17 protein-coding genes are annotated in these 24,590 nt (G+C 71.2%); 13 read left to right on the forward strand and 4 right to left on the reverse strand.

Features of this window, described 5'->3' with window-relative positions; genetic code table 11:
* Nucleotides 1-40 precede the first annotated feature (40 nt).
* Entirely contained in the window at nt 41-1,393 is a 1,353-nt protein-coding gene (locus tag HAV40_RS24675; RefSeq protein WP_166385173.1) for a flavin monoamine oxidase family protein, read from the forward strand.
* On the opposite strand, the gene HAV40_RS24680 is transcribed toward HAV40_RS24675, so the two are convergent.
* Both HAV40_RS24680 and HAV40_RS24685 read right to left on the reverse strand, forming a co-directional pair.
* Complete coding sequence (locus HAV40_RS24680; protein ID WP_166385176.1) at nt 1,333-1,992, reverse strand: TMEM175 family protein; 660 nt, start codon at nt 1,990-1,992, stop codon at nt 1,333-1,335. The two genes, HAV40_RS24675 and HAV40_RS24680, sit on opposite strands and share 61 nt — an antisense overlap.
* Before the next feature lie 69 nt (nt 1,993-2,061).
* Nucleotides 2,062-2,778, reverse strand: coding sequence for an alpha/beta fold hydrolase (locus tag HAV40_RS24685; RefSeq protein WP_166385178.1), 717 nt, complete (start codon nt 2,776-2,778; stop codon nt 2,062-2,064).
* A gap of 247 nt (nt 2,779-3,025) precedes the next feature.
* Between HAV40_RS24685 and HAV40_RS24690 the strand changes: the two genes are divergently transcribed.
* From HAV40_RS24690 to HAV40_RS24715, 6 genes are all read left to right on the forward strand, one after another.
* Nucleotides 3,026-4,066 carry an endonuclease/exonuclease/phosphatase family protein gene (locus tag HAV40_RS24690; protein WP_166385325.1) on the forward strand — a complete coding sequence of 347 codons (1,041 nt, stop codon included), beginning with the start codon at nt 3,026-3,028 and terminating at the stop codon, nt 4,064-4,066.
* A gap of 98 nt (nt 4,067-4,164) precedes the next feature.
* Nucleotides 4,165-4,668 (forward strand): hypothetical protein, encoded by a 504-nt coding sequence (locus HAV40_RS24695; protein ID WP_166385180.1) that lies wholly within the window; start codon nt 4,165-4,167, stop codon nt 4,666-4,668.
* Nucleotides 4,668-6,050 (forward strand): hypothetical protein, encoded by a 1,383-nt coding sequence (locus HAV40_RS24700; RefSeq protein WP_203670955.1) that lies wholly within the window; start codon nt 4,668-4,670, stop codon nt 6,048-6,050. The genes HAV40_RS24695 and HAV40_RS24700 overlap by 1 nt, the downstream gene beginning before the upstream one ends.
* On the forward strand, nt 6,047-7,417 hold the full coding sequence (locus tag HAV40_RS24705) for a VWA domain-containing protein (protein WP_166385182.1): 1,371 nt from the start codon (nt 6,047-6,049) through the stop codon (nt 7,415-7,417). Before HAV40_RS24700 ends, HAV40_RS24705 begins: the two co-directional genes overlap by 4 nt.
* A gap of 12 nt (nt 7,418-7,429) precedes the next feature.
* A complete protein-coding gene (locus tag HAV40_RS24710; RefSeq protein ID WP_166385184.1) occupies nt 7,430-8,542 on the forward strand; it encodes an ATP-binding protein in 1,113 nt (370 codons plus the stop codon).
* Nucleotides 8,539-11,334 carry a DUF5682 family protein gene (locus tag HAV40_RS24715; RefSeq protein ID WP_166385186.1) on the forward strand — a complete coding sequence of 932 codons (2,796 nt, stop codon included), beginning with the start codon at nt 8,539-8,541 and terminating at the stop codon, nt 11,332-11,334. The genes HAV40_RS24710 and HAV40_RS24715 overlap by 4 nt, the downstream gene beginning before the upstream one ends.
* A gap of 78 nt (nt 11,335-11,412) precedes the next feature.
* Here the strand turns inward: HAV40_RS24715 and HAV40_RS24720 are convergent, their stop codons facing one another.
* Nucleotides 11,413-11,826, reverse strand: coding sequence for an alpha/beta hydrolase fold domain-containing protein (locus HAV40_RS24720; RefSeq protein ID WP_240935364.1), 414 nt, complete (start codon nt 11,824-11,826; stop codon nt 11,413-11,415).
* A gap of 471 nt (nt 11,827-12,297) precedes the next feature.
* On the opposite strand from HAV40_RS24720, the gene HAV40_RS24725 reads away from it, so the two are divergent.
* Both HAV40_RS24725 and HAV40_RS24730 read left to right on the forward strand, forming a co-directional pair.
* Entirely contained in the window at nt 12,298-14,442 is a 2,145-nt protein-coding gene (locus HAV40_RS24725) for a GmrSD restriction endonuclease domain-containing protein (RefSeq protein ID WP_166385188.1), read from the forward strand.
* A 143-nt stretch (nt 14,443-14,585) separates the two neighbouring features.
* Nucleotides 14,586-15,680, forward strand: coding sequence for a winged helix DNA-binding domain-containing protein (locus HAV40_RS24730; RefSeq protein ID WP_166385190.1), 1,095 nt, complete (start codon nt 14,586-14,588; stop codon nt 15,678-15,680).
* 60 nt (nt 15,681-15,740) lie between these two features.
* Here HAV40_RS24730 and HAV40_RS24735 read toward each other — a convergent pair whose 3' ends face one another.
* Nucleotides 15,741-19,727 (reverse strand): choice-of-anchor D domain-containing protein, encoded by a 3,987-nt coding sequence (locus HAV40_RS24735; protein WP_166385192.1) that lies wholly within the window; start codon nt 19,725-19,727, stop codon nt 15,741-15,743.
* A 268-nt stretch (nt 19,728-19,995) separates the two neighbouring features.
* Between HAV40_RS24735 and HAV40_RS24740 the strand changes: the two genes are divergently transcribed.
* The 4 genes from HAV40_RS24740 (at nt 19,996) to HAV40_RS24755 (ending at nt 24,576) form a co-directional block, all read left to right on the forward strand.
* Nucleotides 19,996-21,195, forward strand: coding sequence for a cytochrome P450 (locus tag HAV40_RS24740; RefSeq protein WP_166385194.1), 1,200 nt, complete (start codon nt 19,996-19,998; stop codon nt 21,193-21,195).
* A gap of 526 nt (nt 21,196-21,721) precedes the next feature.
* Nucleotides 21,722-22,813 carry a potassium transporter TrkA gene (locus HAV40_RS24745; protein WP_166385196.1) on the forward strand — a complete coding sequence of 364 codons (1,092 nt, stop codon included), beginning with the start codon at nt 21,722-21,724 and terminating at the stop codon, nt 22,811-22,813.
* Between the two features lie 221 nt (nt 22,814-23,034).
* The gene (locus HAV40_RS24750) at nt 23,035-23,985 is read left to right on the forward strand and encodes an NADP-dependent oxidoreductase (RefSeq protein WP_166385198.1); all 951 of its coding nucleotides are present in this window, start codon (nt 23,035-23,037) and stop codon (nt 23,983-23,985) included.
* Between the two features lie 171 nt (nt 23,986-24,156).
* Nucleotides 24,157-24,576: a hypothetical protein gene (locus HAV40_RS24755; RefSeq protein WP_166385200.1), complete on the forward strand. Its 420-nt coding sequence runs from the start codon at nt 24,157-24,159 to the stop codon at nt 24,574-24,576.
* Nucleotides 24,577-24,590 lie beyond the last annotated feature (14 nt).

Raw genomic sequence — 24,590 nt, forward strand, 5'->3', positions numbered from 1 at the left:
GGACCCTATAGCGAGAATGCTTCGCATACCATCCCCCACCATGGACGCAGACGTGATCGTGGTCGGAGCCGGTGTCGCCGGGCTCGTCACCGCCGACCGGCTGGCCGCGTCGGGCCGCCGCGTGCTGGTGCTGGAGGCCCGTGACCGGGTCGGCGGGCGCACCCTCACCGCCGACGTGCCCGGCTTCCCCGGCCAGGTCGTCGACCAGGGCGGGCAGTGGGCCGGACCCGGCCAGGACCTGCTGTACAAGGAGCTGGCCCGGTTCGGGCTGACCACGTACGCCCAGCAGTCCGGCGGGGGCGCGGCGGTGGTGGTGTTCCGGGGCAAGGCCCGCCGGTACACCGGGCGCATCCCGAAGCTCGACCCGCTGACGCTGGCCGACGTCGGGCAGACTCAGCTGCGCTTCGACCGGCTCGCCCGCACCGTCGACCTGGCCGCGCCGTGGCGCACCCCGCGCGCCGAGCAGCTCGACGGGCAGACCTTCGAGACCTGGCTGCGCCGCGTCTGCTGGACCGAGCGCGGCCGCGACTTCTTCCGCACCGCCTGCGAGGCCGTCTTCGCCACGCTGCCGTCGAACCTGTCGCTGCTGCACGCGCTGTTCTATGCCGCCAGCGGCACCAGCCTGGAGAACCTGATCACCACGACGGGCGGTGCGCAGCAGGACCGGGTCACCGAAGGCATGGGCACCCTCGCCGTCCGGCTCGCCGCGCACCTCGGCGACCGGGTCCGGCTGAACACGCCGGTCCGGGCCGTGTCCCACGACGCCGACGGGGTGCGGGTGCGCACCGACACCGGCGAGCTGACCGCCGCGCGGCTCGTCGTGGCGGTGCCGCCGACGCTGGCCGGGCGGATCGCGTACACCCCGGCCATGCCCGCGCGCCGCGACCAGCTCACCCAGCGTGCGCCACACGGCGGGATCATCAAGTGCCACGCGGTGTACGCCGAGCCGTTCTGGCGCGCCGACGGCCTGTCCGCCGAGGCCGCCAGCGACCGGGGCCCGGTGAAGGTCGCCTTCGACGCCACCCCGCCCGGCGACGGCGCACCCGGCATCCTGCTGGCCTTCCTCGACGGCCCCGAGTCCCTGCGCCTCGGCGAGCTGCCGCCCGAGCAGCGGCGCGACGAGGTGCTGCGCTCGCTGACCCGCTTCGTCGGCCCGCGCGCCCTGGATCCGGTCGCGTTCCTGGAGCGCGACTGGAACGCCGAGGAGTGGACCCGCGGCTGCTACGGCGCGCACCTGCCGCCCGGCGCGTGGACCCAGGTCGGCGCGGCCCTGCGCGAGCCGGTCGGCCGCGTCCACTGGGCCGGGACCGAGACCGCCGAGCGGTGGTGCGGCTACATCGACGGGGCGATCTCCTCCGGCGAGCGGGCCGCGGCGGAGGTGCTGTCGGCCTGATCGGCGTGCTCGCGCACGATCCGGTCGATGCGCGGGTCGGGGACGACCCACATGATCACGACGGCGACGTAGCAGGCCAGCGCGATCCACACCCCGACCCGCCCGCCGATGAGCACGGCGCTGAGGATGCCCGCGACGTCCAGCACCAGCGAGCCCTTGCCCTTGCGGTCGCTCCCCACGGCCCGGCGCAGCGGCGAATCCGCACCCTGGCCCTTGATGATCACGTTCTGCAGCACGACGTACGCCAGCGCCGCGCCGAACAGGTTGACGCCGTACAGCACGACCGGGGTCTGCGCGAACCCCGACTCGTCCACCCACGCCGTCGTGAACGGGAACAGCGACAGGCAGAACAGCAGCGCCAGGTTCGCCCACAGCACCCCGCCGCCGATCCGGTGCACCAGGTGGAACATGTGATGGTGGCTGTTCCAGTAGATGCCGATGTAGACGAAGCTGAGCAGGTACGTCAGCAGTCCCGTACCGGTCATGCCCAGCAGGTCGGACAGCTCGTGGCCCGCCGGCACCCGCAGCTCCAGCACCATGATCGTGATGATGATGGCGAGCACGCCGTCACTGAACGCCTCCACCCGACTGGTTCTCACCGCACTGCCCTCCTTTTCGGGTAGGGGGTGGGGCCCGAGGAGACAGCCACGGCCCCACCCCGGATCAGGTCAGACCGCTTCCACGGCCTCGACGATCGCCGCCGTCACGACGTCGGGCTGCGACACGGCGATCGCGTGCGACGCACCGGGCACCGCGCTGACGCCCTTCGCGCCCGCCCGCGTCGCCATGAACCGCTGCAGCTGCGCCGGGATGCACCGGTCGTCGTCGCCGATGACGAACCACGACGGAAGGGATTTCCACGCCGGTGCGGCGGTCGGCAGTCCCGTGGCCAGCGCCTGCTCCGTGACCGGGCGCTGCGTCGCGCACATCACGGCGGCCCGCGCGGCCGGCACGTCGGCGGCGAACTGCTGGTGGAACGCGTCCGGCCGGATCGCCAGCTCGTTGCCGCCGGTCGAGACCGGGTAGCCGGTCAGCGCCTGGCCGAGCGTGCTGCCGGGGAACATGCCCGACAGGGCGATCGCCGACTCGCCGTGCTCGGGCGCGAACCCGCAGACGTAGACCAGCCCCCGGACCTTGTCACTGCCCGAGGCGGCCTCGGTGATGACCACGCCGCCGTACGAGTGGCCGACGAGCACCACCGGCCCGCTGATCGCCGCCACCACGTCGCGTACGTAGGCGGCGTCGCCCGATACGCCGCGCAGCGGGTTCGCGGCGGCCACGACGTCGATGGACCGGCCCCGCAACCGCTCGACGACACCGGACCAGCTCGCGGATTCGGCGAAGGCGCCGTGCACCAGGACGACGGTCGGCTTCTGGTCGGACATGTGCTTCTCCGTTCGTAAGGTTTGCCCTGCTCAAACAGCTAAGACAGGGCAACCTCGAAGACTGTGACAGAGCGTGACATCGATCACTACGGTGCGTGCGTCCAAGGTTCGGTTAACGGGTGTCGTCGCGCAGCCGTGCGTCGAGCCCCCTTGTCGGGGCTGCTCACAGCCCGGTAACACGCAGCGTGATGAAGTGGGCGGCAGTGACCGGGCAAGTGAACAGGGACAGCCGATGACGCAGGTGGACATGGTGGCGGCCGAGCCGAAGGAGATCGGCTCGGGCAGAAGGCTCGACCGGTTGCGGCGCGCCGCCGGTCGGCCAGACGCCTGGCGGCGAGGCCTGGTGCTAGCGGGGCTGGCGGTGCTGCTGGGTCTGCTCATGCTGCTGCACGGCCTGGTCCCGAACCGGATCGGGAACCTCGGCAGCCTGGTGGAGACGCTGCTGCCATGGTTCGGCCTGTTCATCCCGGTGCTGCTGGCCGGGGCGCTGTGGCGGCGCTCCGCTTCCGCTGTCGTCGCGCTGCTGGTGCCGGTCGTCGTGTGGGTGGGCCTGTTCGGCGGGACGCTCGGTGACCGGTCCCAGCCGGGCGGGGACCTGGTGCTGGCCGAGCACAACGTCGGCGCGGAGAATGCCGACCCGGTAGGCACCGCCCGCGCCCTGGCCGCGTCCGGGGCGGACGTGCTGGCCCTGGTGGAACTGGGCGAGCAGGCCCGGGGCACGTACGAGCAGGGGCTCGCGCAGGCTTACCCGTTCCACACGGTGCAGGGCACGGTCGGGCTGTGGAGCAGGCTGCCGCTGAGCGACGTCCAGCCGGTCGACACCGGCCAGGACGTCGGGCCGCTGGGCGACGCCAAGTCCGCCGACGAGAAGCTGCCCGACAACCGGGCACTGCGCGCCACCGTCGCCACGAAGCACGGTCCGCTCGCGGTCTATGTGGCACACCTGGGTTCGGTGCGGGTGTTTCCCCGGGTCGGCTTCGGCACGCGGGACCGGGACCGGGGCGTACAGGCACTCGGGCAGGCCCTCGCCGCCGAGCGCAACGCGAAGGTGGTGCTGCTCGGCGACCTGAACGGCAGCACGGACGACCGCGCTTTCGACGGCCTCACCTCGCGCATGGACTCGGCCCAGGACGTAGCCGGGAACGGCTTCGGTTTCAGTTGGCCGGCCGGGTTCCCGGCAGTGCGGATCGACCACATCCTGGTCAGCGGCGTGCAGCCACGCAGCGCGTGGACCTTGCCCGCCACCGGCAGCGACCACCTGCCCGTGGCGGCGCGCGTCGGCTGGTAACCCCGAGCGCGGAATTGTCGGGCGGCGACGGTAACTTCACCGCGCCGCCGCAGCCGACCTTGGCCGGTGGAACCGCCGTTCAAGGAGGTGCAGGCAGGGTGAACGCTGCCCAGAAACCGTGGGAGGAGCGCAGCGCCGCGCGCGTGGTCGCGCCCGCGCGGCCGCGCAAACTCGCCAAGGTGCCGTTCGTGGAGCTGGCCGACGGGCGGCTGCAGGGAGTGGTGTCCAGCGGCTCGGACATCGAGCGGGTGTACGTGTCCTCGCTGACCGCCGCGAACCACTCGTTCCACTGCAGCACCAACAACAACCGCCCCTGCGGCGGCATCCGCACCGGCGGCTGCAACCACCTGCGTGCCCTGGCCGACGAGGCCGTGCTGCAGTACGGCGTCGCGCGGGTGGCCCGCTACCTGCGCGCCGACGTCGCCGACGACGCCACGACCGGCGCGGCGGTGCTCGCGGCCGTCAACGCGTGGCACGAGCCGTCGGCGGGTGCGCCGGTGTTCAGCCGCTTCCTGCGCCACCTGGCCTACCTGGAGCTTTCCCCGACCACCGAACCACTGCCCGAACTGCACTGGTTCCCGGCGGGCGGGGCGGTGCGCTGATGAGGTTCGACCTGCTGGCGTCCCCGGTCGACGGGGTGACCGAGGCGTACGAGGTGGTGGCCGGATTCGACGGCGTGCTGGTGGCGGGACTGCTGCGGCCGGGCACGGAGCAGATCGCGGCGCTGCACGCGCTCGCGGCCGCGCTGTCGGGCACTCCGCTGGCCGGGCGGGTCGCCGAGGCGGTCGACAAGACCGTCGCCGGTTCGATCTCCGATGAGCACCTGGCGGCACTGGTCGCGGCCCGCTCGGCGCTGCTCGGCGCGTCCCACGACGCCCTGCTGGCACGCCTGGACGAGGCGGCCGGGCGCAGCCGCGAGCCGTGGCCCGCGGCCGGGCCGGGCACCCCGGCGGGCGCGGACAACCTGCTGGCCGCCGCGCGGTCCTGGCTGTCCGAACTGGCCATCGCGGGCTGGCGCGGCATCGACCACGACCTGGTGTCCCACGCCGACCAGGCAGTGCAGGCGCTCCTGGCCGAACCACGGCTGCGCAGGCTGGGCGCGCTGCTCGACGGGTTCGCCGGTGAACTGCGGGCGTGCGCGCCGGGCGCGACGATGCCCCGGGTGCCGGTGCGCCGCTGGGCCGACCTGTGGGCGCGGGCGGTGCTGCTGGCCCAGCCCGGCGCGCTGGCCGCCGTCGAGCCGGGCACGGTGTCGGGGCGGCTGCTACCGCTGGGCGTCGACCTGCACGAGCACCCGACAGCCGTACAGGCACAGGTGCACGCGGTGCTGGAGACGGCGGACGGGCCGAGGCTGGTCCGGGCGAGCGTGTCCGCGCCGAAGGTGGACACCCTCGTCGGGTCCGGCGTATGGCAGCTGCTGCGCGGGCACAGCGCACTGCTGGCGGCCGTCACCGAGCAGCGCGCCATGGACCTGACCGACATGCCGATCACCTCGGGCGGCGATCTGATCTGGTCGGACGCGCACGCCAAACCAGGAGCGCCCGCCGAGCCGTTCGCCACGGCACGGGTGCAGCTCGCGACCGCGTCCGCCGCGCCGGTCCCACCGCTGGAGCGGCACCCGGTGCGCCTGGCCGAGCCGGTTCTCATCGAGGGGTACACCGCGACCGCGCACGACGACGGCGTCACGATCACCCTGCCGGGGCTGACCGTCGAGGTCGACGTCGAGCGGATGCACGGCGCCGGGCCGCTGACGCCCGCGCTGGTCGCCGCGTCGACAGCCTGTGTAGGGCTGCTGCGCTGGGACGGGGGCTGGACGATCCAGCCGCTCGCCGTCGAGGCGCAGGTCAAGCGCAAGACGGTCGCCGTGCACGCGGGCGCGTGGGCGGGCGGGGCGGCCGACGCCGCCGGGGCCAAGGCCGAGGCCGCCGCCGCCGACGCGGTCAAGGTGCTGCGGGAACGTGCCGGAAGGTTGCTGCGCCGATGACCGCCGACGCGGACTTCCACCGCCGCCAGGTCATCTACTGGCGGCTCATCGCGCGGCTGTTCAGCCGCGAGGAGCAGGGCACCCTGGAAGCGGCCAGCCTGGCCGTCGTCGAGGACCTCGGCCTGCCCGCCGCGCTGCTCGACCCGTCGGTGTCGATCGACAACATCGTCCAGCGCCACCCCGACCTGGCCGCCGAGTTCGACGGCCTGATGACCGCCCAGAATCTCGACCCCGCCGCCGATGCGGCGACCGGCGGCGAAGTCGCCGACGGGAGCGCGGGTGACGGCCGGGACACCGCCGCCGAGGTACGCCGGGCCGCGCTCGCGGCGAAACTGCTGCTCAACGTGTTCGACACCGGGGCGGGCTCGGTGTCGGCGACGCAGCTCGCGCGCTGGCAGTCCGACGCGGGCTGGCTGGAGCGGGCGCTCGGTGAGGAGCCGGGCAGCCTGCGCCGCCAGGGCGGGGGAGCCGGGCAGGGCATGGGCGGCACGCTCGGTGAGCTGGAAGGTGACCTGGTGAGCCGGATGCAGCTGCGCGAGGTGCTGGCCGACCCGAAACTCGCCGCGCAGCTCACCCCGAGCATGTCGCTGATCGAGCAGCTGCTGCGCGACAAGTCGAACCTGTCCGGCGTGGCGCTGGCCAACGCGAAGTCGCTGATCCGGCGGTTCGTCGACGAGGTCGCGGCGGTGCTGCGTACGCAGGTGGAACGCACCGCCACCGGCAAGGTCGACCGGAGCGTGCCGCCCAAGCGGGTGTTCCGGAATCTGGACCTGGACCGGACCATCTGGAAGAACCTGACCAACTGGAGCCCGGACGACCAGAAGCTCTACGTCGACCGGCTGTTCTACCGGCACACCGCCAGCAAGACCACGCCGTCGCGGCTGATCGTGGTGGTGGACCAGTCCGGTTCGATGGTCGACTCGATGGTGAACTGCACCATCCTCGCCTCGATCTTCGCGGGGCTGCCGAGAGTCGACGTGCACCTGATCGCGTACGACACCAGGGCCGTCGATCTGACGCCGTGGGTGCACGACCCGTTCGAGGTGCTGCTGCGCACCAATCTCGGCGGCGGCAACGACGGACCGGTCGCGATGGCGATGGCCCGCCCGAAGATCGCCGAACCGGCCAACACCGCGATGGTCTGGATCTCGGACTTCTACGAGTTCGGCGCCTCCCAGCCGCTGTACGACAGCATCGTGGCGGTGCGGCGCTCCGGCGTGCGGTTCATCCCCGTCGGCTCGGTGACCAGCTCCGGCCAGAACATCGTCAACCCGTGGTTCCGCCAGCGCTTCAAGGACCTCGGCACGCCGGTCGTGTCCGGCCACATCCGCAAGCTCGTGTTCGAACTCAAGAACTTCCTCGCCTAGGAGAACTGCACCATGACCGAGATGCTGCGCGCCCCCGCCGAGACCAAGTACGCCGAGGAGCTGGACTGGCTGGAGTCGATCGACGACGGTCCCAGGCCGTTCTCGTGGCGGCTGAGCCCGAAGATGGTCCGGCTGTTCATCCTGGGCAGCGAGCGCGCCGACGGCCTCGACCGGGAGGTCGCCCAGAAGTGGTTCGGCGACCGCAGTTTCGTCGAACGCGCCATCGTGACCCTTGCCTCCGACCGAGGGCTGCTGCTCATCGGCGACCCGGGCACCGGCAAGAGCTGGCTGGCCGAGCTGCTGTCCGCCGCGATCAGCCGCAACTCGACGCTGGTCGTGCAGGGCACCGCGGGCACCACCGAGGACCACATCAAGTACTCCTGGAACGTGTCGGCGGTCATCGCCAACGGCCAGTCCCGGGCCTCGATGATCCCGTCGCCGATCATGACGGCGATGGAGCAGGGCGTCATCGGCCGCTTCGAGGAGCTGACCCGTTCCACCAGCGACGTACAGGACGCGCTGATCTCGATCCTGTCCGAGAAGTACGTGTCCATTCCCGAGCTCGACGACGACAACATCGTGTTCGCCAAGCCCGGTTTCTCCATCATCGCGACCGCGAACAGCCGCGACCGGGGCGTCAACGACCTGTCCTCGGCGCTCAAGCGCCGGTTCAACTTCGTGCGCATCCCCGTGGTGACCAACAAGAAGAGCGAAGCCGAGATCGTACGTTTCCGCACCGTCGAGCTGCTACGCCGCCACCAGATCGAGCTGGACGTGCCGCCGACGCTGCTCGACATCCTGCTGCAGAGCTTCGCCGACCTGCGCGCCGCCGCCGCGTCGGCGGGCAGCGACGACGAGAAGCTGGAGTCGGCGCTGTCGACCGCCGAGCAGATCGGCGTGCTCGAAGACGCGATCCTGCACAGCAACTTCTTCGGCGACCGCGCCCTGCGCGCGCAGACCCTGGCCGGTTCGCTGGTCGGCTCACTGGCCCGGCGCACCCCCGAGGACCTGGCCATCCTCAACAAGTACTGGCACGGGGTCGTCGAGCCGCGCAGCAAGGCCGAGGGCGGTTCGTGGACCGAGTTCCTCGAAGGCGGCCGCGAAGCGATCAAGACCCTGTCATGAGCACACCGACCTTCGGGGCGCTGCGCTCGCAGCTGCTCGACGCGGCGGCGGCGCTCGCCGACGGGCCGGACGCGCTCGCCGGGATCCTGTCCGGCATCGTGGACGACGTCGACCGGGCGCTGGCCGAGCCGCTGGAGATCTTCCCGGTGTGCCACCACTCGCCCGCGTCCGCGATGGCGATGGCCCGCAGGCTGCGCGACAAGCAGCCCAAGGTCATCTACCTGGAGCTGTGCGAGGACATGACGCCGCTGCTCACCGAGCTGCGCAACTGCCGGCCGCCGGTGGCGGTGCAGGCGTTCGCGTCCGAACTCGACGGCTTCCCGCAGGACTGGGCACCCCTGTCGGTGGTCGCGCCGATCACCGAGGCGTCGGCCGAATACCAGGCCATCGCGTACGCCCTGGACACGCCCGGGGTCGAGCTGGTGCTCGTGGACCGGTCCACCGACCACGTGTTCCAGTGGCAGCCGCGCAAGGACAGGGCCGCCGCGCCCGCCGAACCCGGTGTCGAGCCGGTCGAGGACGCCGACCTGCACGGCGACGCCGTAGGTGTGGAGATCGGCGACCTGCGGCCGCGTTTCGCCGAACTGGAGGAGCACCTGCTGCACCACGGCAAGGTGCGGCACTGGTCGGAATGGTGGGACCAGTACGTCGAGCAGCCCCTGGGTGACGCCGACTATGACACGTACCGGCAGGTCATGGTCCTGATCGGCAGCCTGTTCCGGCGGCTGGCGCCCGGCGCCCGCGACCGGGTCACCTCCGACGAGGAACGCGAGCGCTACATGTGGACCCGGATGCGCCGGCACCTGGCCACGTCCGGCGTCAGCGCGGCCGACACGCTGTACGTGTGCGGCGCGTTCCACGCCGCCAGCCACGTCGACGAGTTCGGCCTGCACGGTGCGGACACGTACGAGATCAGCCCCCGGACCGCCACGAAGTGGCACTACGGCCTGATCCCGTCCAGCCACTCCTCGATCGAGGCGCAGTTCGGGCTGGCCTCCGGGTCGGTGTCCATCGCCGCGGCGGTGTTCGCGAAGTCGCTGACCCGCACCGGCGTGGTCCCGTACCGGCTGGAGGGCCAGCAGGGCCGCGCGTCGGCGAAGAAGAAGCCCAAACCGGCGGCGGTGGTGACGCCGCAGTCGCAGCAGGTCGCCGACCGGCTGTCCGGGTTCCTCGCCCGGCCGCCGGTGCTCGACACGCTCGACGAGGACGAGCTGCTCGGCTGGTCGGTGGAGATCGTGCGGCTGGCCCGCCGCAACGGCTACCTGGCCAGCACCGCCGACGCCATCGCCGTGTTCGAGACGTCGATCCTGCTCGCCGGGATGCGCGGCCGGGCCCGCCCCACGCCGTACGACTTCCAGGACGCGGCCGTCACCTGCATCGAGAAGGAGTCCGTGCCCGGCCGCCGCGACGTACGGCGGCTCTGCGAGATCATGCTCGGCGGGGACCGGATCGGCCAGGTCGGCTACGAGTCGCTGCCGCCGCTGGCCCGCGACGTGCACGACCGGCTCGCGCCGCTCGGCCTCAAACTGGAGCAGCGCGGCGTGCAGCGGGCCCTGCTCGACATCGCCGGGGACCCCGTCCTGGGCAGGTGCTCCGACCTGCTGTGGATCCTGCGGCACCTGCTGCCCAAGGGTGCCGCCCGCCCGATCATGGGCGAGCGGCGGCTAGGCCACCGGGCCATCCAGGAGTCCTGGGACCTGGCCCTGGGCACCCACAGCCGGGAACTGATCGAACTCGGCTACGAGGGCATCACCGTCGAGCAGGTCCTCGAACAGCGCCTGCGCCGCGCGGTCTGGGGTCCGCAGGCCACCGCCGCGATCGCCCTCGGCGCGGTCGAGGACGCCACGCTGTACCTGCGCAGCCGCCGCTTCGCCGACGAACTCGGCGCCCGCGCGGTCGACCTGCTGGCCGCCGAACGCACCGTCGACGACGCCCCGGACGTGCTGCGCCGGGCCCGCCGCCTGCTGGCCCACTACCGGGCCACCGAACCGGTCCTGCCCGCCTGGCTGGAGGCGTTCGTCAAAGCCGGTTACGCGCACTACTGCACCCTGCTGCCGAACGCGTTCGTCGAGGAGGAGACCGGCACCAGGCAGGTCGCCGCGATGCTGGGCTTCCTGTTCAGCATGGAGAGCCTCGCGCTGTCGCTGGGGTGCGACCGGGCTCAGCTGGAGCTGGCCATGGCACAGTCGCATCCGACCACGCCCGGCAAGACCGCGCTGCTGTGGGCGGCACAGCACCAGCTCGGCATGCTGTCCCGGGGCGAACTGCGCGAACGCTGCACGTCGCTGCTGGACAACCCGCTGGTGCTGCCCGCGTATCCGCAGTACCTGAGCGGTTTCGTGCAGGCCCTGGAGCCCGTTCCGGCGCTGGCCGGGTTCGTCGTCGAGGCGATCTCGCAGGCGTTCGGGCGGCTGCCGGACGCGGTGCTGCTGCCCTGGCTGCCGACGCTGATCACGACCCTGCGCAAGGAGGGCGGCGACCACGTCGGCCTGCTGGTCCGCGAAGCCGGCCGGGTGTTTCCGGGAGACCTGGCGACTCTGGACGCGTGGACCCCGCCGTGGTCGGCAGCTGCGGTGGAACCGGCTGCCGGTGCGCCGCTCGTCCGGTCCGGCCCGCTCGCGGCACTGCTGGCCGCGCACCCGGTGCCGACCGATGCGCTCGCCGACCTCCTCGGCTGTGCCGGCGAGTGGGCACCGGCCGTGGCGGACCTCGGCCCTGATCCGGTGCATGAGCTGCTGGCCCGGTATCCGGAGTCGGCTACGGCACTGGCCACGGCGACCGGGATCGGCTGACGTCCTCGCGGCCGTGATGGCACCACCGTGGACGGTGCCATCACGGCCGCGGTCGCCCCGACGGCGTCGGGCTTCGATTCACGGCTGAGCGGTCGCTGCCGGGTGCAGGTGACGGTGCAGGAAGGCGAGGATCTCGCGGCGCGCGGGCTGGGCCGCCGGCACCAGCCGGGGCGTGCTGAGGAAGCTGTGGACGGCCTTCGGATAGCAGCTAAGGCGGGTGTCAGTGCCGTGCTCGCGGAGCCGTTGCGCATACCGGCGGCCGTGGTCGTCCAGCGGGTCCAGCGCGGCGGTCACGACCAGTGCAGGTGGCAGGCCGGTGAGGTCGTCGAACTTCACCGGCGACACGGTGCGCGGGTCGAGTGTCGACGGCACGCTGAGCGTGCGGCACGCGCGCATGCGCGACGGCGACAGTGTGGGATTGTCGGCGTTCGCCGTGAACGACGGGTAGTCGGCCATCGTCTCCGTCCAGTCGGTGCACGGACTGTTGAGCACCTGGGATACGCAGCGGCGGACCCTCCCGCCGGGCGCGCAGGGCGACGAGCGCGGCGATCGTGCCACCGGCGCTCTCACCCATGACCGCGACCGCTGCTGGATCGACGCAATACTGTGAAGGCCGGGTACGGGATCATCTTGAGGTCGACGGGTCCCTCCGCGCGGCTGCGGAACCCGGCCAGGCCGACCCCCGACGCGCGGTGCGATCTTGCCGGGACCGCGACGTCCACCACGGCACCGGGCACACGAACCAGTCCTGCAGAGCGCACGCTGCCATGCTAAGAGCCACCTGACTCGACGGGAACAAGGCGGCCAGCAGGCGTGGAGTTGCTCGACGATTGCCCTTGCTCGGCCGAGAGTCGGCATCTGTCTAGACAGGATTAGTGGCCGGAACGATGATAGGCCGCACGTAAGCGTGTAGGTACCGTCAGTGACTCTCGGCCATCGGAGTCTGTGAAGGGCGTGGGTATCATGCGCGACCAAATCGTCAGTACCACCATGACCATCCGGACGACATTCAGCGGTCAGGGATACGGACTCGACTCCTACCAGCGCGAGTATGCCTGGACCGAGAAGCAGGTCGAGGATTTGGTCAACGACCTGACCAGTCGATTCAGTAGAGAGTGGTCCCCTAAGCACGAACTTCCGGATGTCGCCTCCTATGCGCCGTATTTTCTCGGCCCTGTGATCACGTCGAGCCGTGGGGGTATCCCCTATCTCATCGACGGACAGCAGCGCTTGACGACCGTGATGCTGCTCCTGATCTGGCTGCGGCGGACGCAGGAGGGTAGAGACGACGCGGTCAGTGGACTTGATTCCCTCATCTACTCCGATCAATTCGGAAAGAAGAAGTTCGCGATCGACGACGACAGGTCCGAACGGGCCCGTAGCCTCCTGCCGCTGCTGAACGGACTGGACTTCGACGAAGCATCGGAGCAGTCGTCCTCGGTGCGCAATCTCTGGAATCGGTTTGCCGACATCGAGCGACTGTTTCCGGAGGACCTCCGCGACGAAGAGTTGCCCTTCTTCATCTACTGGTTGCTGGACAGGGTCGCCATCGTCGACATCTCCGCGAAGGACAGCAGTCTCGCATTAGAGATCTTTGAGACGATGAACGACCGCGGACTGCGCCTGACCAGCCTCGACATGCTCAAGAGTTTCCTGCTGGGCAAGGTGGCGGTCGCTGATCGCGACGATGTCAACAAGGTGTGGCGGCGCAGACTGACCGACCTGGCCGACATCGACACCGGGGCAAACTCGGCATTCCTCAAGGCATGGTTGCGGGCGAAGTACTCGTCAGGTTCGGAAGATGACACCAGCATCGGTTCGGCCTTCGACAAATGGGTGCGCAATGCCTCTGCGCGAATGGACCTCGACCGGCCCGCCGGCGCTCGGGATTTCGTTCTGCGCGACATGGACTACATGGCCGGCAGGTATTGCGAGTTGCTATCGGCCACGCAGGAACTGAGAACCGGCCTGGAGCCGGTGTTCTACAACGCGTTCAACTCGGTGACACTCCAGATGCCGTTGATTCTCGCAACGCTGTCCGTGGGCGACGATGATGCGACCTTCCGTCGCAAGGCGCGCCTGGTCGCCGGATACCTCGATGTCTTCGTGGCCCGCAGCATGGTCAATGCGCATGACTTCCGCTACCGCAGCCTAGAGCACCGCCTGTTCGCGTTGGCCCGGGAGATCCGTGGCATGGACGCCGACGCGCTGTCGCTTCGGCTCGGTGAGGAGGTCGCCGCCATCACCGACTCCTTCGACGCCGTGAGCACCTTCGCGTTGCGGTCGCGTAACCGGACATACGTCAAATACCTGCTGTCGCGCATGGCTGCATGGATCGATGCGGAGTGCCAGACGGGGTATACCTTCGCGGACTACACCCGCTCAGCCAAAGGCCAGCAACCCTTCGAGATCGAGCACATCTGGGCCGACAAACACGCCTACCAGCCGGATGTCCCACGCCGCCGGTTCTCCGATCTGCGTAACCGCTTCGGCGCGTTGTTGCTGCTCCCCAAGGACTTCAACGCGAGCTTCGGGGACAAGCCATACGCGGCGAAGCTACCTCTCTACATGGGGCACCACCTGCTCGCGCGGTCTCTGCACCCCGACTGCTACGCGAACAATCCGAATTTCCTGCGCCTCATCGACCGGCACCAGCTGCCGTTCCAGGCCTTCCCCGATGCGTTCGACGCCGAGGCCATCGAGCATCGCCAAGCGTTGTACCGCAGCTTGTGCGAGCTCGTCTGGGATCCGGCCCAGTACGGACTGGTCGTGCCGACCTCAGCACCCCAGAGCGCGCGGGCAAGGTTCAGCCGTTCGCTGCGCAGGCTTGTCGAAGCGGGTCATGTGCCCGTCGGCTCGCAGCTGACCGGCACCTATGGGGGTACTGAATACAAGGCTGAGGTTACGTCCGAGGCGAAGATTCGAGTGGAGACGGGAGAGGAGTTCGAGGCCGTGTCGCCCGCCGCGGCGGCGGTGCTCGGCAAGCCGTCCTGGAACGGCTGGACGTTCTGGCATCTCGCCGCCGCCGACGGCTCACTCGTGTTACTCGATCACTTTCGTCAGGCGGCGACAGAACCGGAGTCGGTATCGGCCGACCTGGCAGCCTAGGCGTCGGTCGGCCTTCGGCGGCCACCGGCGTTCGTGACACACATCGTTTCCATGACGCGGGGCCTGCGGCATTACTTGGTGACGCGGCCCGCCGCCGGCCCGCTCGTGGCGGTCAGGGTCGTGTGGCGTGAAATGATCCACCCATGCTGACCCGCCGCGATCTCAACCGTGCCCTGCTCGCGAGGCAGCTGCTGCTGGAGCGCTCGCCCCTGGCCCCGCTGGGGGCGATCGAGCACCTCGTCGGCCTGCCCGCTCAGTCGCCGAACCCGCCGTACGTCGGGCTGTGGACGCGGCTGCGGGAGTTCCGGATCGAGGACCTGTCGGAGCTGATCACCTCGCGGGCCGCGGTGCGGACAGCGCTGATGCAGGCGACGCCGCAGCTGGTCAGCGCGCGGGACGCTGTGGCCTTCCGGCCGCTGCTGGAGGGTGTGCAGGAGCGGCACCTCGCGGCCGCGTCCCGCGAGCGGCTGCGCGGCGCCGGCCTCGGCCAGGTCGCCGCCGCTGCCAGGGAACTGGTCGAGGAGCGGCCGTACACGGTAAAGGAGCTCGGTGCGGCGCTGGCGGGGCGCTGGCCCGACGCCGATCCGGTCGCGCTCGGCGCGGCGGCGCGGGCCGGGCTGCCGCTGGTGCAGGTGCCGCCGCACGGGCTGTGGGGTGCGCTCGGGCAGCCCGCGTACACGACTTCCGGGCACTGGCTCGGTGACGGCGGCGGACAGCGCGCGACCGTCGACGATCTGGTCCTGCGGTATCTGGCCGCGTTCGGGCCCGCGACCATACGCGACATGCAGGCCTGGTCGGGGCTCGGCGGGCTGGGCGAGGTCGTGGACCGGCTCGGCGACCGGCTCGTATTCGACCGCGACGAGCAGGGTGCGGAGCTGTTCGACCTGCCCGACGCGCCGCTGCCGCACCCGGACACCCCCGCGCCCGCGCGCTATCTGGCGGAGTTCGACGCGACGCTGGACGCCTACGACGACAGCCTCCGGATCATGGACGACCGGGACCGGCGGGACGTGTTCGCCGTGCCGGGGGTCGTGCCGGGCACGGCGCTGGTCGACGGGTTCGTGCAGGCGATCTGGTCGATCACCAGGAAGAAGGGGGTGGCGACGCTGGTCGTGCGTCCTCTGTTCCAGATCCCGACCCGCGACGTGCAGGAGCTCACCGAGGAGGGCGAGCGCCTGCTCGCGTTCGCCGCCCCCGACGCGACCCGCCGCGAGGTGCGGTTCAACTCACGCTGGTGACCCGGCTCCGGGAGCCGGCCCGCGCATGCGCGCAGCACCGGCTCCCGGGGGCGGGGCCGTCTACGAGGTGTACGCCTCGAATTCGGACAGCTGACCGGCGGGCCAGCCGCTGTTGGCGGTGAAGGTCAGCCGCAGGTGCCGCGCGGATGACGCCGGGAAGGTGATGGTCACCGTGTTGCCGGTGGCCGGGTCGAAGGTGTAGGTCGCGGTGGCCTTCAGGGTGGTGAAGTTCGCGCCGTCGGTGCTGCCGGTGACGGCTACGGCCTGGGTGCGGGTGGCCCAGGCGGTGGCGGGCGGCAGCTTGAGCACGACCCGGCCGACCGTCTGGGTGGAGCCCAGGTCGACCTGCACCCACTGCGGGAACGCGCTGTTGACGCTCTCCCAGTAGCTGCTCGGGTTGCCGTCGGTGACGTTGCCCGACCCGTAGTTCTGCGTGTTCGACGACTGACTGGTCGGCTTGTTCAGGGCCAGGTTGACGCTGGCCGCTGGGTTGCCGGTGCCGGTCAGTGTGACCGTGGCGGGGCTGTTGGGCGCGCTGGTGACGACGGTCAGGGTGCCGGTGCGCGTACCGGTGGCGGTCGGCCGGAACACGGCGGTGACGAGGCAGGACGCCCCGGCCGCGAGGGTGCTGCCGCAGTTGCTGGTCTGCGTGAAGTCACCGTTCGCCGTGATCGAGGTGACGGTCGCGGCGGCGCTGCCGCTGTTGGACACCGTGACGGTCTGGCCGGTGCTGGAGCCGCCGACGGTGGTCGCCGCGAAGGTGATCGAGCTGGGCGCGGCGGACACCGACGCGGTGCCGTTCGCCGTGCCGGTGCCGGTCAGTGCGACCGTGCGGGGGCTGTTGGTCGCGTTGCCCGCGACGGTCAGGGTGCCGTTGCGTACGCCCGCCGCGGTGGGGTGGAACGTCACCGTGATGGTGCAGTTCGCGCCGGGGGCCAGCGTGGTTCCGCAGGTGGTGACCAGGGTGTAGTCGCCGGTCGCGGTGATCGACGAGACGGTGGCGGTGGCGGTGCCCGTGTTGGACAGGGTGACCGTCTGCCATTCGCTGTTGTCGTTGACGGTGGTCGGCTCGAACGTCAGCGACGACGGGTTCGTCGCGAACGTGGCCGATCCGGTGCCCGTGCCGGTGGCGTACACCTCGAAGGCCGACAGCTGCCCCGCCGGCCAGCCGGTGTTCCCGGTGATGGTGAGCCGCAGGTAGCGGGCGTTGACGGCCGGGAACACGATGCTTGCCGTGTTGCCGGTGGCCGGGTCGAAGGTGTAGCCCGCCGACGCGACGACGGTCGAGAAGTTCGACCCGTCGAGGCTGCCCTGCACCGACAGGGTCTGTACGCGGGTCGCCCAGGCCGCCGGTGGCGGGAGCTTCAGGGTCACCTTGCCGACGCTGGTCGACGCGCCGAGGTCGACCTGGACCCACTGCGGGAACGCGTTGTTGGCGCTCTCCCAGTACGAGCCGGGGTCGGTGTCGGTGACGTTGCCCGCCGGGTAGCCGCCCTGCGCCGAGGACGCCGAGGTCGGCCTGCCCGCCGCGACGTTGACGGTGCCGGTCCCGGTGACGCCGGTGCCGGTGAGCTGGACGGCGATCGCGCCCTGGCCGTCGTCGCCGGTGATCGAGTAGATCGCCGACTGCGCGCCCGCGATGGTCGGGGTGAACGTGACGGTCTGGTGGATGACGTCGCCGGGGGAGAGCTGCTGGCCTTCGGAGACGGGGGTGCTGGTGTTGAACGCGCCGACCGGCGGTGCGGCCTTGGTCAGGGTGAGCGCGATGTTGCCGGTGTTGGCGATGTCGAAGGTGTGGGTGGCGGTCTGGCCGATCGGCACCGCGCCGAACGCGACCGGGTTCGGGGTGATGGTCAGGTGCGGTGCGCCGGTGACGGCGGTGCCGGAGATCGGTACGGTCACCGAGCCCGCGTTGCTGGTCACCTTCAGGGAGCCGCTCTGGTTGCCGGCGACGGTCGGGGTGTACTTGACCGACACCGAGACCGACGCGCCCGGGGCCAGCGTGGAGCCGTTGGCGGGGAAGCCGGTGGCGGTGAACGGCGCGGCGGGCGGGGTGGACCCGGTGATGGTGACCGCCGAGGTGCCGGTGTTGGCGATGCTGACACTGATCGTCTTGTTCGCGCCGGTCGGCACGGTGCCGAAGGACAGCGCGGACGGGGTCGCGCCGAGGCCGGTCTGCGTGCCGGTGCCGTGCAGGTCGAACGAGACGACGCCGCTGTCGGTGGTGAAGGTGAGGCTGCCGGTCGCGCCGCCGGTGCCGGTCGGGGTGAACCGGACGGGCACCGCCAGGGTCTGGCCGGTGGCCAGGGTGCGGGGCAGGGCGGGCGGGGTGGTGCCGAACGGGGCCGCGGTGGTGACCGCCGAGATGGTCACCGCGCGGGTGGCGGTCACCGTGACGGTGGCGTTGGCGGTGCCGCCGACGGCGACGTTGCCGAAGTCGGTGGGCGGGCTGTTCAGCGCCGAGGTGGTGGGCCTGCCGAAGCCGTAGATGCGGCCGTCGCGGGTGCCGACGTAGACGCGGCCGTTGTCGGTGGCGGGGGTGGCGAACTTCGTGGCGGTGCCGATCGGCGCGGAGTAGCGCAGGTTCAGCCGCCCGCTGACGGGCAGCGCGTCGTACGCCCGCAGCTGCCCGTTGGCGCCGTTGGAGCCGTCGCTGTAGACGACCCAGACGATGGCGGTGCCCGAGGTGGTCCCGGTCGAGGTGACCACCGGCGAGCCAGAGGTGTAGCCGAACGTCGACGAGCTGGTGCCCGCCGAGCTGAGCACGGGCAGGCCACTGCCGTTGACGCCGTACTTCATCGCGCGCAGGAAGCCCTGGTTCTCGACGTTGTAGACGTAGCCGCCGTCGCCGCCCCAGAACGCGGGGTGGCCCCAGACGCCGTTGTACGGCCCGGCGGGCGCGCCCACCGAGGCGTCGCCGCCGCCGGGGCCCTGCGCGTTGCCGCCGAGGTTGTCGCGGTCGAGCAGGTAGACCCGGCCGTCCTTGCCGGTCTGCACGAGCAGGCGCGGGTGTGCCGTGGTGCCGAACCCGGCGGGCAGCGCCATCGGGCCGCCGGAGCCGAAGTCGGTGTCGTCCTGGTCCAGCCGGGAGTTGTTGAAGGGGCTGAAGAAGTCCCGGGCGGCCAGCGAGCCGTCGCCGTTGACCTGCAACCGGATGACGGACTCGGCGAGCGTGCCGGGCGGGCTGAAGCCGGGGCCGGGCGCGGGGGAGACGCCGTTGCCGGTGGCCACGATGATCCGGCCGGGGCCGTCGGAGACGAGGCCGCCGCCGGACTGCCAGATGCCCGCCATGCCGTTGGACCGGCCGGCCTCGGTCGACCACAGCGTGGACATGGCCGGGGTGCTGGTCTTGACCCCGGCGACGTAGCCGACGTACGGGCCGTAGTCGCAGTGGCTGGCGAAGCCCGCGTAGACCACGCCGTCGAGCAGCAGCAGGCCCGGCCGCTGGGCGGCGGTGCGCGGGTTGAACACGTTGGCCGGGTCGTTGGTCGGCGAGCCCTGGATGGTGACCGGCCAACCGGACCGCTCGACGCCGGTCGCCGGGTTGACCGAGTGCAGGTAGAAGTGCGGGTGCGCGGTGTCAGGGCCGTCGTTGACCTTGGCCATGAAGTAGACGGCGTTGGTCGCCGGGTCGTACACCGGGGTGCTGGTGATGCCGATGTTCGGCACGAGGTCGCCGCAGCCGATGGCCGAGGCGGGCCAGAACGGTCCGACGTTGCGCGACCAGGTGACCGCGCCGGTCACCGCGTTGAGTCCGTAGACCCAGTTGTTCTCGGTGACGGCGATGACGGTGCCGCCAACGACGATCGGCTGGGCGTACACCTGGCCGTCGAGCTGGGTCGAGAAGAGCTGGCCGAAGTCGGCGGCCGAGACCGCCGAGGGCGCCAGGCCGGGTTCGTTCTGGTCCCATCCGGTGCGCAAATTGTCGACGGAGACCGTGGTCTCGTCGGCGGCGGCGGTCTGGGGCAGCGCCAGGACGGTGGCCAGGAGCATCACTCCTGGGAGCAGCCCGGCCAGCAAGCGACGTATGCGGGTGGAGTGATGCACGACCTACTCCTCGGTGGGACGCCGGTGACCGGCGGATCCGGGTGGGCCGTGGCGGCGGGCACCGTCCGGCCTGAATGGAGCGAACGGTAATCTTGTCGATACCTGCGCGCAAGATACCGACATTGAGTTGAAATATTTAGCGCTCAAGTCTCACAAGATTTTGCACGATGGCTGTCCCTCGCATGTGTACTGTCCAATGTCGACCGGTTGATCGGCCATAGATGACTCCCACTCCCGCAGGATTCCCCGATGTGGTAGGACTGTGCCCATGGACCTGGGGATGCTGCTCTCCGAGCAGGGGCGGGTGGACCCGCCCGCGCTATACGCGCGCCTGCACCGCGACGGCGTCGCGCAGCCCGTCGACGGGGCCGCGCGTGGCTTCGCCGCGGCCGTGTACGGCTACGAGGCGGTCAGCCAGGTGCTCAAGGACGGCAGGTTCCGCCAGCTCGACGCGGACTACCTGGACCTGACAACGCCCCAGTGGCGGCGGCACCCGGCGCTGCGGGTGCTGCGCGACTCGATGTTCTTCACCGACGGCCCGGCCCACGACGGCGTACGCCAGATCATCGGCCGGGCGTTCACCGCGCGCCGGGTCAACGCGCTCGAAGGCGCGGTGACCGAGCTGACGCACCGGCTGCTCGACCGGCTGGCGCAGCTGGCCGCCGACGGCCCGGTGGAGTTCATGGGCGAGTTCGCCTACCTGCTGCCCAGCAGCGTGATGGCCGAGCTGCTGGGCGTGCCGCAGGACGACCTGGCCTGGTTCCGCCCACGGGTGCTGGCGATCGGGGCGATCCTCGAACTCGACGGCGCGAACTGGCGCAACATGGTCCGCGCCGACACGGCGGCCAGGGAACTGTCGGCGTACTTCACGGACCTGGTGGCGCTGCGGCGCACCGACCCGCGCGACGACCTGATCAGCCTGCTGGCCGCCACCGAACTCAGCGACGAGGCGCTGGTCGCGAACCTGATCACCACGTTCAACGCCGGGTTCGTGACGACCACGCACCTGCTCGGCAACGGCCTGACGATGCTGCTGGAACGCCCACGGCTGCGCGCGGAACTGGGTGCGGGCAACGTCGGCTCCTACGTGGACGAGATGCTGCGCTTCGAGCCGCCGGTGCAGATCCTGGTCCGGTACGCGCCCGAGGACGCCGAGATCGAAGGCGTGCCCGTCCCGGCGGGTCAGGCGGTGCTGGCGATGATCGGGGCGGCCAACCGGGACCCGGCGCGCTTCGCCGACCCGGACGCCTTCGACCCGGCCCGGCCCGATCCCGGTTCGCTGAGCTTCGGCTTCGGCCCGCACTACTGCCTCGGCGCGGCGCTGAGCCGCCTGGAGGGGCAGGTCGCGTTCCCGGCGCTGTTCGAGCGGTTCCCCGACCTGGCGCTGGCGCAGCAGGTCGGCAACGCGCCCAAGCCGCTGATCCTGCGCGGGCACGACACGCTCGCCGTCGCCTGCCATGGCCGCTGAGGACGGCTACGTCCGGCGCGGCCTGGAACTTTCGCCGGTCACGGCACCGCCGAGGTGATCGTGCACGACGCGCGCCTGGGCGAGGCGGTGCACGCGTGCTGCGGCTGCATCCGGGCGACTCGGTCGACATCGACGAATTGCGGCAATGATGTGTGGAGCGCCTCGATTCACTGTGGGCGCCGCAGGCGATGGACATCGTGCAACGCCTTCCGCTGACCGCACTCGGCAAGATCGACAAACGGCTGTTGCGGCCAAAACACCTGGACAGCAGGGGTGTTGACGCACCTTGGAGCGTGCTGTGGCATATCGGTGACAGCAACTATCTGTGCGAGTATTTCCATGTGACAATGGCTTCCGCGACGGACGGAGCCCTCGTCCGCGAACCCCCACTCGGCGTGTCGTGTCATCGGAGGCTGCGCGGAATATGTACCGCCCCATGCTCAAGCCCCAGGGTCGCCGGGCCGCCGTCACCCGGGCCGCGACCGACCGCACCGCCGCCGCGCACGACGATACCGCCGCCTGAGCCATGACGAACCGGCACCACATCGCCATCGTCGGCAGCGGCTCGCTGGCGACCTCGATCTGCGAGTCACTGGCCTCGCTCGCCCCACCGCTCGGCGCGCTGAACGCGGCCCCGATCGAGGTCACCGTGCTGGCCCGCAACCCCGACGCGGTGTCGGCCATCGCCCGGCACTGCCGGGCCCGGTCCGCCGTCGCCGGGACGGCGATCAGCTTCACCGGCGAGCGCCTGGGCGACGAGACCGCGACCCTGGCCCGCCTCCAGCCGACCTACCTGGTGTGCTGCGCGTCGGCACAGTCGCCGTACGAGAAGGTGCACCGGCCCTCGCCGTGGACCGGGCTGGTCAAGGCGGCCGGGTTCGGGGTGACGCTGCCGTTGCAGGCCACCGTCGCGGTGCGGCTGGCCCGGGCGATCGGCGCGGCCAGCCCGCACACGGCCCTGATCAACGGCTGCTTCCCCGACGCGGTGAACCCGCTGCTGGCCGCCATGGGGCTGCCGGTGCTGTGCGGCATCGGCAACGTCGCCACCCTGGCGGCCTGCCTCCAGGCGGCTCTGGGGCTGCCCGACCAGCGCCGCCTGGCGGTGCTCGGCCACCACGCGCACCTCGACGTGCCGGGCGACCTCGGCGACGACGTGCTGGCCTGGCGCGACGGCAGGCCGGTGTCCGGGGTGTCGGCGCTGCTGGCACCCGACCGGGCGCTGCCCCGCGCCCAGCTCAACGCCGTCGCCGGGCACGCCGCCGCACGGCTGCTCGTCGACCTGCTGGCCGGCGCGGAGGTGTACACCAGCCTGCCCGGACCGCTCGGCCTGCCCGGCGGCTACCCGGTCCGGCTCGCCGACGGCGGGCTCGCCCTGAACCTGCCGGGGCTCAGTCCCGCCGAGGCGATCGAGTGGAACGTGCGCGCCGGACGCCGGGACGGGATCGAGCTCGGCGGCGGCCGGGTCCGGCACCTGCCGGCGGCGGCCCACGCCCTGGAACCCCACCTGCCCGAGCTGGCGCAGGGCTGGGACGCCACCGACTACGACGCCGTGCAGGACCTGTTCCGCCTGCTGCGCCGGCGGCTGCGGGCGACCAGCCCGCGCCCGGCCCTCATCTGACCGACCCCACCGTGGAGCAACGGCGCTCACGACAGCGACCGCCCCGGTGACCCGCGCTCTCATCGTGGACTACTGCGACGTCATCACGGCCGCCGTCGAGCGCCTCGTCACTCGTGGCCCACTGTGTCGCGGAACCACCTGACTAGGGGAGAACCCCGACGACTGGCGGACCTTCAGCCCGATAATGAGGGCTGTGGCGTGAACTCGGAGAGGAGCGCCGGATGAGCACGATGTTCGCAGTGCGGGCGCATACCAGAGGCGGGCCGGAGCAGCTCGTCTACGAGCAGGCCCCGCGGCCCGAGCCGGGACCGGGAGAGGTGCTGGTGGCGGTCAAGGCCGCGTCCATGACGGCAGACGAGCTCAGCTGGCCGGAAACCTGGACATACACCCCGGACGGTTCCGGACCGGAGCGCACCCCGGTGATCCCGTCGCACGAGTTCTCCGGTGTCGTCGCCGCGATCGGGGCGGGGGTGGACAGCCCGGCCGTGGGCGAGGCGGTCTACGGCCTGATCCCGTTCGCCCAGAACGGCGCGGCGGCCGAGTATGTCACCCTGCCCGCGGACGTCGTCGCCGCCAAACCCGGCACGGTCGACCACGATCATGCGGCGGCGCTGCCGCTGGCGGCGCTCAGCGCCTGGGAGGCGTTGCACGAGCATGCCGGGCTGCGGGAGGGCCAGCACGTGCTGGTGCTGGGCGGCGGTGGTGGCGTCGGCATGTACGTGGTGCAGCTCGCGGCCGCGCTCGGCGCCCAGGTGAGCGCCACGGCATCGGCGGCCGACCTGGAATTCGTCGAAGGACTCGGCGCGGAGCAGGTCGTCGACTACGAGTCGCCGAACCTCTCCGACCACGTACGCGACGTGGACGTGATCGTCGACGCGGCTGGAGCGGCCGCGCAGGCGCAGGCTTGGCCGGTGCTCAAGCAGGGCGGCATCCTGGTCGCCATCGCCGCGCCTCCCGACGAGGCAGAGGCAGCCCGTCGTGGAGCACGCTCGGCGTACTTCGTCGTCAAGCCCGACCGGGCGGCGCTGGTCTCCATCGCGCAGCTCGTCGACGACGGCCGGGTGCGGCCGGTGCTAGACCGTGTGCTGCCCCTGGCCGAGACCCGGGCGGGCTACGAGGCGCTGGAGCACGGCCGCCGCCGCGGCAAGATCGTCATTCACGTGGCCGACTAGCGGATGAGCCCGGTCGGGCGCGGACACCTGCGTCGTGCGCGCTCCGATTAGGGTGGTGGCATGTCAATGGTGCCAGGGGGATATGTGCCCGGCCGGAGTGCGCTCATCGAGTGGAACACGGGTCACGGACCGCGTCAGGCGACGCAGCCATCGAGCCCGGCCGGGCGTACGATGCTGCGTGTTCTGGGGTTTGCGCTGCTGCTCGTCGGCCCGTTCATGACGTTCGCCGCGGTCTTCCTCGCCACCGGCGAGTCCGTCGGCAACCGTTGGATCCTCGGTGTCGCGGGTCTCGCCGTCACCGTCTCGTGCCTCAGGCTCATCAACCATGAGTCGCGGCTTGACGTCCGTGCGAGACAGGATCGGCTGCGGCTGGAGACGGCCGGGCTGCCCGCGACGGCGGAGATCACCGGTGTGCGGGCCACGTCACTGGGCGAGGAGAGCGGGGTCGAGCTGACCCTGCTGATCAGCGGGACCGGTTTCGAGCCGTTCGAGTCCACTTCCAAGTGCAAGGACGACGAGGTGCTGAAGGTCGGGGCGCGGCTCAATGCCGTGGTCGACCCCGCCGACCGGCTGTACGCGATCGTGCCTTGAGCGGTCGAGTCTCT

Source organism: Catellatospora methionotrophica (assembly GCF_011297335.1).
Taxonomy (GTDB): domain Bacteria; phylum Actinomycetota; class Actinomycetes; order Mycobacteriales; family Micromonosporaceae; genus Catellatospora; species Catellatospora methionotrophica.